At 42.6% G+C, this 13,349-nt stretch carries 9 protein-coding genes, 1 rRNA gene and 3 pseudogenes (1 of these 13 cut by a window edge); 4 read left to right on the forward strand and 9 right to left on the reverse strand.

Translation table 11 applies throughout. The annotated features are described in order from the left end of the window. Nucleotides 1-2: 2 nt before the first annotated feature. From recG to asnC, 3 genes and pseudogenes are all read right to left on the reverse strand, one after another. Nucleotides 3-2,084, reverse strand: coding sequence for an ATP-dependent DNA helicase RecG (gene recG, locus P4S60_RS01895; protein WP_337114834.1), 2,082 nt, complete (start codon nucleotides 2,082-2,084; stop codon nucleotides 3-5). Nucleotides 2,085-2,124: 40 nt separating this feature from the next. Then, nucleotides 2,125-2,842, reverse strand: a pseudogene (gene trmH, locus P4S60_RS01900) (tRNA (guanosine(18)-2'-O)-methyltransferase TrmH). 44 nt (nucleotides 2,843-2,886) lie between these two features. After that, complete coding sequence (gene asnC, locus P4S60_RS01905) at nucleotides 2,887-3,345, reverse strand: transcriptional regulator AsnC (RefSeq protein WP_062567385.1); 459 nt, start codon at nucleotides 3,343-3,345, stop codon at nucleotides 2,887-2,889. 197 nt (nucleotides 3,346-3,542) lie between these two features. Here asnC and asnA point away from each other — a divergent pair. Next, nucleotides 3,543-4,537: pseudogene (gene asnA, locus P4S60_RS01910) on the forward strand (aspartate--ammonia ligase). A gap of 46 nt (nucleotides 4,538-4,583) precedes the next feature. On the opposite strand, the gene P4S60_RS01915 reads toward asnA, so the two are convergent. The 6 genes and pseudogenes from P4S60_RS01915 to P4S60_RS01940 all read right to left on the reverse strand — a co-directional run bounded on the left by P4S60_RS01915 (nucleotide 4,584) and on the right by P4S60_RS01940 (nucleotide 11,011). Further along, on the reverse strand, nucleotides 4,584-6,188 hold the full coding sequence (locus P4S60_RS01915) for a DUF342 domain-containing protein (protein ID WP_063699775.1): 1,605 nt from the start codon (nucleotides 6,186-6,188) through the stop codon (nucleotides 4,584-4,586). A gap of 152 nt (nucleotides 6,189-6,340) precedes the next feature. After that, a complete protein-coding gene (locus P4S60_RS01920) occupies nucleotides 6,341-6,733 on the reverse strand; it encodes a RidA family protein (protein ID WP_337114835.1) in 393 nt (130 codons plus the stop codon). Nucleotides 6,734-6,744: 11 nt separating this feature from the next. Further along, nucleotides 6,745-8,850 carry a bifunctional GTP diphosphokinase/guanosine-3',5'-bis pyrophosphate 3'-pyrophosphohydrolase gene (gene spoT / locus P4S60_RS01925; protein WP_063699773.1) on the reverse strand — a complete coding sequence of 702 codons (2,106 nt, stop codon included), beginning with the start codon at nucleotides 8,848-8,850 and terminating at the stop codon, nucleotides 6,745-6,747. A gap of 130 nt (nucleotides 8,851-8,980) precedes the next feature. After that, nucleotides 8,981-9,256, reverse strand: coding sequence for a DNA-directed RNA polymerase subunit omega (gene rpoZ, locus P4S60_RS01930; protein ID WP_036973056.1), 276 nt, complete (start codon nucleotides 9,254-9,256; stop codon nucleotides 8,981-8,983). Nucleotides 9,257-9,357: 101 nt separating this feature from the next. Continuing rightward, complete coding sequence (gene gmk, locus P4S60_RS01935) at nucleotides 9,358-9,978, reverse strand: guanylate kinase (protein ID WP_188730377.1); 621 nt, start codon at nucleotides 9,976-9,978, stop codon at nucleotides 9,358-9,360. 171 nt (nucleotides 9,979-10,149) lie between these two features. Then, nucleotides 10,150-11,011 (reverse strand): annotated as a pseudogene (locus tag P4S60_RS01940) (YicC/YloC family endoribonuclease). A gap of 181 nt (nucleotides 11,012-11,192) precedes the next feature. Here P4S60_RS01940 and rph point away from each other — a divergent pair. From rph to P4S60_RS01955, 3 genes are all read left to right on the forward strand, one after another. Then, nucleotides 11,193-11,906: a ribonuclease PH gene (gene rph / locus P4S60_RS01945; RefSeq protein WP_063699765.1), complete on the forward strand. Its 714-nt coding sequence runs from the start codon at nucleotides 11,193-11,195 to the stop codon at nucleotides 11,904-11,906. Nucleotides 11,907-11,928: 22 nt separating this feature from the next. Further along, nucleotides 11,929-12,573 (forward strand): orotate phosphoribosyltransferase, encoded by a 645-nt coding sequence (gene pyrE, locus P4S60_RS01950; protein ID WP_063699763.1) that lies wholly within the window; start codon nucleotides 11,929-11,931, stop codon nucleotides 12,571-12,573. 608 nt (nucleotides 12,574-13,181) lie between these two features. Continuing rightward, nucleotides 13,182-13,349 (forward strand): 16S ribosomal RNA (locus tag P4S60_RS01955); it runs 1,373 nt beyond the window's last position.

A 13,349-nucleotide genomic window follows, 5' to 3' on the forward strand; every position in this document is an offset into this window, starting at 1 on the left:
GGTTAAGCTTGCGCGTAGTCTGATTTGCCAGCAAGCCAGCGCTGAATCAGTTTATCGGTAAGCGCTGGGTAGTCGTTCAATATTTTGAAAGCGATGGGTCTGACGTGATTCAGTGTTTGTTTGTCGCGGTTTAGGTCGGCGATTTTAAATTCAGCTAGGCCTGTTTGTTTGGTGCCAAGTACTTCACCAGGGCCGCGAATTTCAAGATCTCGCTCAGCAATCACAAAACCATCATTACTTTCACGCAGCACAGCCAAACGTTTTTGCGCTGTGGCTGGCAGTGGCGCGTGATAGAGTAAAACACAATGTGATGCCGTTGCCCCACGACCAACACGGCCGCGCAGCTGGTGGAGTTGAGCAAGCCCTAATCGTTCAGGGTTTTCAATGATAATAAGGCTGGCATTCGGCACATCAACACCCACTTCAATCACCGTTGTGGCAACGAGTACATGAATATTACCTGCTTTAAACTCACTCATAATGGCTTGCTTTTCAGCGGCTTTCATCCGGCCATGCACTAGGCCAACGTTTAATTCTGGCAGTGCTGCTTTTAATTGCTCAGCGCTATCTTCGGCGGCTTGGCATTGCAGTACTTCAGACTCATCAATCAGGGTGCAAACCCAATACACTTGACGGCCTTGCTCTGTGCACGCTGTTCTCACACGTTGAATGATTTCGTCTCGGCGTGCATCTGGAATCGCCACCGTTGTGATAGGCGTTCTACCGGGTGGTAACTCATCAATCACTGAGGTTTCTAAGTCAGCGTAGGCTGTCATTGCTAGCGTTCGCGGGATAGGAGTTGCCGTCATCACTAATTGGTGCGGGTAACAGTCACCAAAGCGGCCTTTTTCACGTAGTGATAAGCGCTGATGAACACCAAAGCGGTGTTGCTCATCAATAATAATTAAAACGAGATTGTTAAACTCAACCTGCTCTTGGAATAACGCATGGGTGCCAACAATCATTTGCGCTTCCCCAGAGGCAATTTTCTCTAGGGTTGCAGTACGCTCTTTGCCTTTACTTTTGCCACCTAACCAAGCAACTTCAATACCTAGTTGATTAAACCACTGGCTAAAGTTGATGCCATGCTGCTCTGATAAAATTTCAGTCGGTGCCATTAGCGCCACTTGGTAACCTTCGCTTATCGCGGTGAGCGCACTCAGTGCTGCAACTAAGGTTTTACCCGAGCCAACATCACCTTGTACTAAGCGCATCATCGGAAACGGGTGTTGTAAGTCGCCTTTGATTTCAGCCACCACACGACTTTGCGCGTTGGTTGGGCTAAAGGCTAAATTAGCTAAAAACTGTTGCTCAAGTTGGTTATGAGGCTTTAAAGCAACCGCTTTTACGGTTTGCCCTTTTTGGCGTAACTTTAAAAGGCTTAAGTTTTGTGCGAGCAACTCTTCAAACACTAACCGTTGCTGGGCAGGATGCATACCTTGCTCAAGCGCGGTTAAATCAACATCGTTGTGTGGGCGATGTAAGGTCATGAGTGCATCGTCTAAACGCATTCCGGTTGGCTGAAACTGCTCTGGCAGTAATTCTTCTACAGGGTATTTAGTTAACAGTGCAAGTGCTTGATCACTCAGAGCACGAATAGATAACTGTTTTAGCCCTTCAGTAACAGGATACACAGGCGTCAGCGTGGTATTAGTTGGTTGCTCAGACGGGGTATCCGATAAACTGTATTCCGGATGTGTCATTTCAAAGCCAACCCGACCACGGCGGATCTCACCAAAGCAGCGAATGATTTTACCTGCACTCAAGGCATTTTTTTGAGCCGCACTAAAGTTAAAAAACCTCAGCGTTAATCTGCCTGTACCATCATTTACTTGGCAAACCAGCATACGCCTTTTACCAAAGGTGATTTGGCTGGTTTCTATGGTGGCTTCAACACTAACATGGCTATGCGGTTGAAGTTCACAGATTGGGTGAATGCGGGTGCGGTCTTCATAGCGGTGAGGCAGATGAAACAGCATGTCTTGCACCGTATGAATATTTAGCTTAGCAAGACGCTCGGCCATTTTCGGGCCGACGCCTTTTAATTCTGTGATTGGATATAACGCTAAGCTAGGATGACTCAAAGGTGACTCAAATTGTTAATTAGTAGACTGTTTTTTCAGTTTACTTGCACTCGTTAGTGGCTTCAAGCGGTTGCGAGTGTTTTAAAATGTTCCAGAACGTTTCATCAGCAACAATTTCACCGTTTTCATCAAGCTTAGGGTATGGCAACTCTTTGTCACGACACTGCTCGGCAATAATTGGATGACACCCTTCGAACAAGATGCGGTGTTTTATTTTCGCATCGAGCATATCGCGGTTATATAAGCCTGCAGCTTCACGTTGGCGTCGCGCTTCAAATAGAATAAGCGGCCGCGGCGACGGATACATTCAGAGATTGCACCATTCCTTGCATCGGGATGATGATGTTTTTATCTGCATGGGCAAGGGCGCGCGGCGAAATCCCGTCTTTTTCTTGACCGACAATAACAGCCGTTGGTTTGGTGTAGTCGATTTCGCGAAAGTCGACAGCGTCATCACTGAGGTGAGTTGCTAAAACTTGTACCTCAGGGTTTTGCGCACGCATCATGGCAACGGCATCATCAATATTGCGATGCAAGTGAGTTTCGAGCCAGTTTTTACTGCCGCCAGAGGTATTGTTGGTTAACCATTTTTGGTTTTCAGGCCATACAGCATGAACGTGATGGCAGCCTGTTGCGTCAGCTGTGCGGGCAATGGCTGATAAATTATGATGTTTATGTACATCTTCTAAACAAACCGTTAGGTCCGTTTGGCGGCGATCTAACACGCGCTTAACACGCTCAAAGCGAGTTGTATCCATAGTTGTGTGCTCGTTGACGGATTCTAATTGGCGCAGATTATACCCTACGGAACAACGGCACGGCTAATTGGGTTTTGTAGTGAGATCAGTGTTTCTGTTGATTGAATAGCCTCGATAGCTTGAATTTTGTTAATTAAAACGTCTTGTAGATGATCTATTGAACGAGCCATCACCTTGATAAATATGCTGTAATTACCCGTGGTGTAATAGGCTTCCACGACTTCTTCTAGCTCTTTTAAGTGTAGCAAAGTCTGTGGGTAATCACGGGCATTATTGAGATTAATACCGATAAAACAACAGACATCATAACCAAGCTGCTTTGCATTAATACTGACTTGGGTACCTGTAATAATTCCCGCCTGTTTCATTTTTTCGACTCTGACATGAATGGTACCTGCACTCACTGCAAAGCGTTTAGCCAGTTCTGCATACGCAGTACGTGCATTTTCCATTAAAGCGTTAAGGATGTTTTTATCGAGATTATCGATTTGATAATTTTCCATGCCATTTTTTCTTGTTAATTGATGAATCGATAATTTTTATAGCATTATTTTTATGGAAATTTCAATGTTAAGTTCTTTTTATTGATGGTTATTGAAAATTGTCTTCATTTGGTTGAGGATTGCTTTATCGAGAGAGGCCAAGCAGCGGGTTTCTCTAATTTAGCAAGTAACAATAACTGGGAATGAGGCCAATTATTATGAGTTCACACTACCTGCAGCAACAGCAGCAAATTAGTAAAGTAAAACAGTTTTTTCAAGCCAATTAGAGCAGCAATTAGGGTTAGTCGAAGTACAAGCGCCGATCTTGGCAAAGGTAGGCGATGGTATTCAAGATAACTTAAGCGGGACTGAAAATGCTGTATCGGTAGCAGTGAAAACAATTCCGGGTAGTCAATTTGAAGTGGTTCACTCGTTAGCTAAGTGGAAACGCAAAACCTTAGCTGATTATGATTTTTCGGTAGGTGAAGGACTTTATACGCACATGAAGGCGCTTCGCCCTGATGAAGAATCTTTAAGCCCAATTCACTCGGTGTATGTTGACCAATGGGATTGGGAAAAAGTAATTTGCGAGAGCACTGAACGCACCTTAGACAAGCTTAAAGAAACCGTAACATCACTTTATGAGGCGATTAAAGCAACCGAACGCTTTGTAGCGAGTGAGTTTGATTTAACGCCATTTTTGCCAGAAAAAATCACCTTTGTACACAGTGAACAGTTACGTCAGATGTATCCAGACTTTACTGCGAAACAACGCGAAAAAGCGGTAGCACAAGAATACGGCGCGGTATTTTTAATTGGCATTGGCGGGGCGCTTGCCGATGGTAAAATTCATGACGTACGAGCGCCTGATTATGACGATTGGTCAACACAAACCTGTAGCAAATTTGCAGGTTTAAACGGTGATATTTTAGTTTGGAACCCAGTGCTTGAAGATGCCTTTGAAATCTCTTCAATGGGTATTCGTGTAAGCCCAGATGCATTAGCTACACAATTAGCAATTACAGGCGACCAAGCTCGATTAGAGTTTGATTGGCACAAACAGCTACTTGCGAAGAAGTTTCCGCAAACAATTGGTGGTGGCATTGGTCAATCGCGTCTTGCTATGTTGCTGTTACAAAAACAGCATATCGGGCAAGTACAAGTTGGTGTTTGGCCTGAGCAGCTAAAACAGCAAGTGGAAGGTATTCTTTAATAGATTTAATGACCCTGGTAAAAAGAGGCTATAAGCCTCTTTTTTATTAAGTGGTTTTAAATTCTACTTCAACCTTGTTTTCTTCAAGCTTCACCTTACACGGCGGGTATTGGCGATTAGTGAGTAGCACCTTTTCGAAAATATGAATTTCGACGCCTGAGTGCAGTTTTTTATTAACGACTAATTGCGCATCTTCCAAGAGATCATGCAGATGATGCTCTAAGCTAGAGAGCTTTTTCTCAAGCATTTCAGCTTGCTCACAATAGTGCATTTGCGTAGCGCCGATTTTGGCCAGTAGGAGCTTCTTCTTTTCGGCGTCTTTTACTTGATCTGCTTTTTCGATTGCTTCTTGCAAGGTATCAAGTTGTGAGTCTGTTTGTGCTAATTCTTTTAAACACTGATCCGTTTGCGCGGTTACATCAGCGCCTGAAGCCGCTAAGTTAATTACCATTTTCGCGCCAGATTCATTGCCTATTTCGCCAGCAATGAGCATTTGCGCATCTAAAACCTCACCGCCAAATAGTTTACCCTGAGGGTTGTCTTCTTGGCCAACTTGTAAGAGCTTAGTGGCTTTCATAACACAGTGGCTGGCTTGGCGTTCTATCAGAATATTATTCGCTTCAAGATAACAATACTGACCATGTGATAAGTGAATATCGCCTTGGCTGATGATATTACACGACAGTTTTTTATCTTCTTGCTGGTGGCCAATTACGCCTTGTTTTATGGTGATATCACCCACTGCTGATAAATAACCAGATTCAACTGTGCCCATAACAGTAATATCGCCTTTGGCGTGAATACGCATGCCAGGCTCAACATTATGAGTCACAATGACGCTGCCTTCAAAATCTACGTGGCCACTTTTTACGTTTACATCGGCAATGGTAAAAATATCATCAACGCGCATACCATTGGCAATATCAACGGGTACACCAGCAATCACTGAAATAAGTTCTAGCGGGTTGTTTTTAGATATCTCAGTCCCTTCTCCGGCCACTAATGTGCTGTTTTCACCTGGTTTAGCAGGTAGTACATCACCAGTAACAGTAAAGCCTTCTTTGCCAGGGGTCGCTGGAATTTGTTTGATAAGTAATACGCCAGGTTCGACACTGGCGAGCTTACCAAAGTCGCGCATGTCGGCAGTGCCATCCTCACGCAATTTTGGCTTTTTTAAACGGTCTTTTAAAGTTTCAACCTGTGGTACAAACTTGGAAGGTTGGCCATCAATCGGTAAACGGCCTTTCGCTAGCACGCCTTTAGCAATCTCACCTGCTGGTAACTCGAACTGTTGTTGTAATAACTGCTCCAAGAAAGCCTGCTTGTAGCCTCGCGCTACTCCTGCTTTTATAAGTTCTTTTTTAGCTTCGTCAAGCGTCATGACTTTACCGCCCTCGGCGACAGTCAATTCGCCAGTGGCTAGCATTTTATCATCGCTTAGAGTGACGACTAAGCTGGCATCATGTTTAGAGGCAACAACAAGCATGCGTTCATTAGAATCGCTTTTGAAGAAATTATTGATAGCATCATGATCCACTCTGCATTCACAAAATGGTGACTTTTCTAATGCTTCTATAATAAACGCAGCACTAGGAGGCGAGTTTTCATGAACATCTAATAAAACGTTGCCGTTGTGAGCGAGCTTAAACACGTGGAGATCCTTTTTTACTACATTAGCTAAAGGTTTTACTTATTATAACAACAGAGTGCTAGAGAATTGCTGATGAGTCAAGAATTTCGGGTGAGGGAAGTAATAACTTTTTCTAAAAAAGTGCCAGCAACCTGAGGTCGCTGGCAGGGGTATTAGTTCGTTGAAGGTAGCTCCATGATACCGTCAATTTCAACTTGTACGCCTTTTGGTAATGCACGTACACCAATCGTCGCGCGTGCAGGATAAGGCTGTTTAAAGTACTGACTCATCACTTCGTTAACGATAGCAAAGTTAGATAAGTCAGTAAGGAAGATGTTTACTTTCACCATGTCTTGAATTTGACCACCGGCTGCTTGGCAAACTGCAGTTAGGTTTTTGAAAACTTGGTGAGTTTGTTCAGTGAAATCTTCAGAGATCACTTCCATTGTTTCTGGCACAAGTGGAATTTGACCTGATAAATAAACAGCTGTACCCACTTTAACTGCTTGGCTATACGTACCGATTGCAGCAGGTGCATTATCAGTAGAAATAAAAGATTTGTTCATGATTATCCTTGTTACTTTTTACGATAGACTCTTTGCACATCAGGCATCACACGAATGCGGCGCATAATGTTTGCAACATGAACGCGGTTTTTAACCGTGATGCCTAAATCTATCATGTATAAATTACTTTCTTTTTCGTCAGTCGCTATCTCAACAATGTTTGCTTGGGTTGAGGCAATTACATTTGTCAATTTAGCCAATGCGCCTTGGTGATTGATAATTTCAATACGAAGGGCGGCAATATATTCTTTCTCTGGATTATCGTCCCACTTAACAACTAAGTATTTCGAACGGTCATTTTCCCAACCACGAATGTTTTTACATTCTTGGCGGTGAACCGTTAGGCCTTTACCTTGGCTGATATAAGCAGTAATAGCATCGCCAGGTACCGGGCGACAGCACTTAGAATAGTTAACCAGCATACCTTCGGTGCCGATAATCGTCGCTTTTGCTTTTTGAGCAAGGTCGTTTAGGTCGTCGGCATCAACTTGCATGAGGCGTTTTGCGATAAGCACACTCATGAGGTTTCCTGAGCCAATTTCGACTAAAAGCTCAAGTACGGTATTCAGTTCATGTTCTTGAAGTACGCGGCGAATGTTCTCATCTGGGATATCATCGAGTTTAGTTTCACCTAAAGCAGAATCAAGTAAGCGACGACCAAGTAACATGGCTTCTTCATGTTGTTGGCTCTTCAGGTAATTACGAATACCTAAACGTGCTTTACCTGTTACAACAAAGTTTAACCAAGTTGCATTTGGGTGTGCCCCAGAGCTGGTAATAATTTCGATGGTTTGCCCTGTATCAAGCGGTTTGCTTAGTGGGTGAGGTTTGCGATTTACGCGTGCACCCACACAGGTATTACCTACATCAGTGTGTACTGCATACGCAAAATCGACAGCCGTTGCGCCCATTGGTAACTCAACAATGCGACCATCTGGGGTGAACACATAAATTTCTTCAGGGAATAGCTCTGTTTTAACGTTTTCAACAAACTCAAATGATGAGCCCGCACTTTGCTGTAATTCAAGTAAGCTTTGCATCCATTGGCGAGCACGTTGTTGTGCTGTATGGCCAGCGCTATCACCGGCTTTTTTATACATCCAATGAGCAGCCACCCCTTTGTCTGCCATGTGATCCATATCGTGGGTACGAATTTGGATTTCCACAGGAATACCATGAGGACCCACTAATGAGGTGTGAAGTGATTGATAGCCGTTGGTTTTTGGTACGGCAATATAATCTTTAAAACGTGTTTCGATGGGCTTATAAAGGTTATGTGCGACACCTAATACGCGATAACAGGTATCCATATTATCAACATTGATACGGAACGCGTAGATATCCATCACTTCGTTAAATGACAGCTCTTTATTAAGCATTTTTTTGTAAATGCTATAAAGGTGCTTTTCGCGGCCAGATATGGTCGCTGCAATGCCTGACTCTTCTAAACGCGCTTCAATTTCAGTTTTAATATTACTGATAATTTCTTTACGATTGCCGCGCGCTTTAATTACTTCAGATCTTAATGCGCGATGACGCATTGGGTATAACGCTTGGAAACCTAAATCTTCTAATTCATTTTTTATATCGTGAATACCAAGGCGGTTTGCAATTGGCGCATAAATCTCTAACGTTTCGCGGGCAATACGGCGACGTTTATCAGGGCGAAGGGCGCCTAGAGTACGCATGTTATGAGTACGGTCAGCCAGTTTGATTAAGATCACGCGAATGTCTTGTGTCATCGCCATGATCATTTTACGGTAGTTTTCGGCTTGGAATTCTTTTTTATCTTTAAAGCTAAGTTTATCTAGCTTGCTCACCCCTTCAACAAGCTCGGCAACGGTGTCGCCAAAAATCTCAGCTAAATCTTGTTGGCTGAAGTCAGTATCTTCAATCACATCGTGCATTAATGCAGCCATTAGTGTTTCGTGATCTAAGCGCATACCAGCGAGTATTTGCGTGACTTCGACAGGGTGGGTGATATAGGGCTCGCCACTTGAGCGAGTTTGGCCTTCGTGGGCTTCGCGAGCTACCACGTATGCTTTTTGGACCAGCTCAATTTCAGCTGCTGGTAAGTATTCAGATATTTTCTTTTTTAGACCTTCAAAAAGATACAAAGTCACACTCCAATGCGCTAATGAAGTAAATCGGTAACGGTATGAATAGAATATACGATGAAAAGAAGGGCTTGCCAACGGCTAGTGTAGAAATACTAGCCGTATAGCTAAATCAAAGCGGGGAGCTTGATTACTGGTTGCCACCTACGATAGCAGCCACTGCAGCCATTTCTGCTGCTTCTTGATGTTGTTGTTCTTCACGATCGATTAAATCCATAGAAGAGCTATTTACTAACCCTTTCTCAATTTCACGTAAAGCAATAACCGTTGGTTTGTCATTTTCAGCATCAACGAGTGGATCTTTACCACCAACCGCGATTTGGCGGGCACGACGAGCCGCAACTAAAATTAAGTCAAAACGATTACCAATTGCATCTACTGCATCTTCAACAGTTACGCGAGCCATCTTAGCACTCCAAATAAATTCTTAAGCAAAGGCGTAGTTTACTGTACCAAGTTAAATTCGCCAATAGCTTGTGGTTAATTTTTATCTTTTCTTAAAAAGTATTATTTAAGCAAGTTTTCTAATAACGCCTGATGGCGCACTGCTTGGCTTTGTAACGATAGACGTTTAGCCATTACGATCGTTTCGATTTCAGCAAGTGCAGTATCAAAGTCATCGTTCACAACCACATAATCATATTCATTATAGTGTGATGTTTCTGATTGTGCTTTTGCCATTCTTCCCGCGATTACCTCAGCAGAGTCTTGGCCACGGTTATTTAAGCGTGATTCAAGTTCTTCTTTTGATGGTGGAAGAATAAAGATAGTTTCAACATCATCAACTAATTTGCGAATTTGCTGAGCACCTTGCCAATCGATATCTAAAAATACATCAATACCCGCTTCAAGTTGACTTTCGATAGCTTGCTTAGACGTACCATAGTAGTTATCGAAAACTTGCGCCCATTCAAAAAAGTCATTTTTCTCAATTAGCGCTTTGAACTCTTCAACTGAAACAAAGTGATAGTGCACACCGTTTTCTTCACCCGGGCGAGGTGAGCGAGTGGTGTGCGAAACCGATACCTTCATATCGCTGTGTTTCTTTAATAAAGCACCAATTAAGCTTGATTTACCAGCCCCTGATGGAGCTGACAAGATAAATAAATTTCCGCGAGTTTGCGCCATGATCTGTCTCTATACAAAAATAAACAGGCTCGGATTATCGCTAATCCAAGCCTTTAATTAATCAATTGTACTTTATTTCACTAAAAGTGCTCAAGTTTGCCTGCTTTTAGACTTTTCAAAAACAAAAGACCCAGCAGGTGCTGGGTCTTATAAAAATGCTATAAATTGTGCTTATTCAATGTTTTGAATTTGTTCGCGCATCTGCTCGATTAACACTTTTAGCTCTACCGCGACTGTTTGTGATGTCACTGTTGATAGACTTTGACGCTAACGTGTTTGCTTCACGGTTAAACTCTTGCATCATAAAGTCGAGGCGTCGACCACATGCACCGCCTTTAGTTAAGATTTTTTTGGTTTCTTTAACGTGCGACTTTAAGCGATCTAGTTCTTCAGCAACATCTTGTTTTTGCGCAAGGTAAATAAGCTCTTGCTCAAGGCGAGATTCATCGATGTCTGTTTTTAGTTCTTCAAGCTTTTGGTTTAGCTTTTCACGTTGCCATTTAGAAATTTCTGGTAGGTGGCTTTCTACAATCGCAACTTGCTCTAAAATTGCATCAAGGCGAGTCGCGATCATTTCTTGTAAGTTTGCGCCTTCATCGCCGCGAGCTTGTTTGAAATCTTCAATGACTTCATCGAAACCTGCAATTAGCGCTGTATTTACGCTATCCATATCGAGTTCTTCAGCTTCCATAACGCCAGGCCAACGTAAAATATCAACAGGGTTGATGTCGCCTTTACTTTGATTTTGCACCCATTGAGCGCTTTTAATTAATTGCTCAGCAAGAGATTCGTTAATTGTTAACTCGCCAACATGAGCTGGGTTTGCTGCAAATTTTAAGAAAACTTCAACTTTACCGCGTTGTAAATGCTTACGTAAACGCTCACGAATAACGGGTTCCATGCCACGGAATTGCTCAGGTGCGCGGATAAAAGTCTCAAGGTAACGTTGGTTAACTGAACGAATTTCCCAAGTGCCAGTGCCCCATTCGCCTTTAATTTCGCGACGCGCATAAGCTGTCATGCTGTGGATCATGGATGATTTCCTAGTGTTATTAAATTTACAAAGTTGACTGATTATACCGAATCAGCTTTTAACCTCTAGCGTAAATTTTCTGAAATGTGCTTTTCTGATGCAGTTAATTATGTAAATGAACATGGCATCTAGCACCACATCGACTTATAATGTGGCAAATTCAGAATTAAGGGGATCGTTAATGCGTCCAAGCGAAAGAACACCTAACCAAATTAGACCGGTTACATTTACACGTAATTACACTATGCATGCTGAAGGGTCAGTATTAGTAGAGTTTGGAAACACTAAAGTTTTGTGTACAGCAACGGTTGAAGCTGGTGTACCACGCTTTATGAAAGGCCAAGGTAAAGGTTGGGTTACGGCTGAATACGGTATGTTACCTCGTTCAACACATACTCGTAATGGCCGTGAAGCATCGCGCGGTAAGCAGGGCGGTCGTACTATGGAAATTCAACGCTTAATCGCACGTGCACTTCGTGCTGCGGTTGACTTAAAAGCATTAGGTGAAAACACCATTACTATCGATTGTGATGTTATTCAAGCTGATGGCGGTACACGTACAGCATCTATTAGTGGTGCGTGCGTAGCATTAGTTGATGCACTTACTTACATGCGCAGTAAAGGTATGATCAATTCAAACCCACTTAAGCATATGATTGCGGCAATCTCAGTAGGTGTATATAAAGGTCAGCCAATTACAGATCTTGAGTACCTAGAAGATTCTGAAGCAGAAACTGATATGAACGTGATTTTGACTGAAACCGGCAAAATTATCGAAATTCAAGGTACAGCTGAAGGCGAGCCTTTCTCATTTGACGAACTTGATGAGCTACTTACATTAGCTAAGCACTCAATTCGTGAAATTATCGACGTTCAAAAGCAAGCATTAGCATAATAAAGAAGTGGGTTTATTAGTTATGAAAGATTATCAAAAAGAGTTTATTGAATTCGCACTTGAAAAGCAGGTGCTTAAATTTGGTGAGTTTACTTTAAAGTCTGGCCGCACTAGTCCTTACTTCTTCAATGCTGGTTTATTTAATACTGGTCGTGACCTTGCACGCTTGGGTCGCTTTTATGCAGCGGCACTTGAAGATGCAGGTATTGACTACGATGTATTATTTGGTCCTGCTTATAAAGGTATTCCAATCGCAACAACAACAGCGGTTGCTTTAGCTGATCATCACAACAAAGATGTACCTTACTGTTTTAACCGTAAAGAGAAAAAAGCACACGGTGAAGGTGGTACATTAGTAGGTTCTGAACTTAAAGGTAAGATCATGTTAGTCGATGACGTGATCACTGCGGGTACAGCTATTCGTGAGTCAATGGAAATCATTGCGGATAATGGTGCAGACTTAAGTGGTGTTTTAATTGCACTGGATCGCCAAGAGAAAGGTAAAGCTGAGTTATCTGCTATTCAAGAAGTCGAGCGTGACTTTGGCACTAAAGTTATCTCGATTGTAAAACTAGCTGACTTAATTAGTTACCTAGAAGCCAAAGGCACAATGGATGAGCATTTAGCCGCCGTAAAAGCATACCGTGATCAATACGGCATTGCTTAACGCTTAAAAATGCGAGTTTTTAGAAGCCCAGCTATATTGCTGGGCTTTTTGGTTTTTAAAGCATTGTACTTTTACAGCCTTAAATACGGCTAAAAAGTTACAGGGGCGTTAATAAAGTTTCTCTTTTGTGGTGTTTAGACTAAAAAGGATACAAAAGGCAGTTTTTTTAAAGTTTTCTCAAAAAAGTACTTGCGTTAATTCGCTGCATCCCTATAATGCGACCCCACTGAGACGGCAGACAGCAACGCTTAGCGAGGCAAGAGCAACTCAGGGTGTCAAGTAAGACTGAGTTTTGAAAAAATAAACTTTTCTCAAAATTAAGTGTTGACAAAAATAACGGCTTGCGTAGAATGCACAGCCCTTGAGACGCAAAAGTATCTCAAACGTTCTTTAACAATATAAAGCAATCATCTGTGTGGGCACTCGTACAGGTTGAGTTCTAACAGCGAAACTTAGTTTACTAAGTGGAGCAAACAAATTTAGAGTCTCAATTGAACTGAGTGACCAACGGAAACAAGTTTACTTGTTTCAGCACAGTCAATTCGATATCGAAAGATATCAAAAATTCAGAATTCATTGAGCACGAAACTTCGGTTTCAAAAAACTTTTAATTGAAGAGTTTGATCATGGCTCAGATTGAACGCTGGCGGCAGGCCTAACACATGCAAGTCGAGCGGTAACAGAGAGTAGCTTGCTACTCTGCTGACGAGCGGCGGACGGGTGAGTAATGCTTGGGAATATGCCTTATGGTGGGGGACAACAGTTGGAAACGACTG

It is taken from the genome of Pseudoalteromonas sp. Hal040 (assembly GCF_037162425.1).
Classification (GTDB): domain Bacteria; phylum Pseudomonadota; class Gammaproteobacteria; order Enterobacterales; family Alteromonadaceae; genus Pseudoalteromonas; species Pseudoalteromonas gelatinilytica.

Coding starts and splice junctions, on each gene's coding strand:
- asnC (WP_062567385.1), bottom strand. CDS start 3,345: ATGGAAAATTATCAAATCGATAATCTCGATAAAAACATCCTTAACGCT.
- P4S60_RS01920 (WP_337114835.1), bottom strand. CDS start 6,733: ATGAACAAATCTTTTATTTCTACTGATAATGCACCTGCTGCAATCGGT.
- rpoZ (WP_036973056.1), bottom strand. CDS start 9,256: ATGGCTCGCGTAACTGTTGAAGATGCAGTAGATGCAATTGGTAATCGT.
- gmk (WP_188730377.1), bottom strand. CDS start 9,978: ATGGCGCAAACTCGCGGAAATTTATTTATCTTGTCAGCTCCATCAGGG.
- rph (WP_063699765.1), top strand. CDS start 11,193: ATGCGTCCAAGCGAAAGAACACCTAACCAAATTAGACCGGTTACATTT.
- pyrE (WP_063699763.1), top strand. CDS start 11,929: ATGAAAGATTATCAAAAAGAGTTTATTGAATTCGCACTTGAAAAGCAG.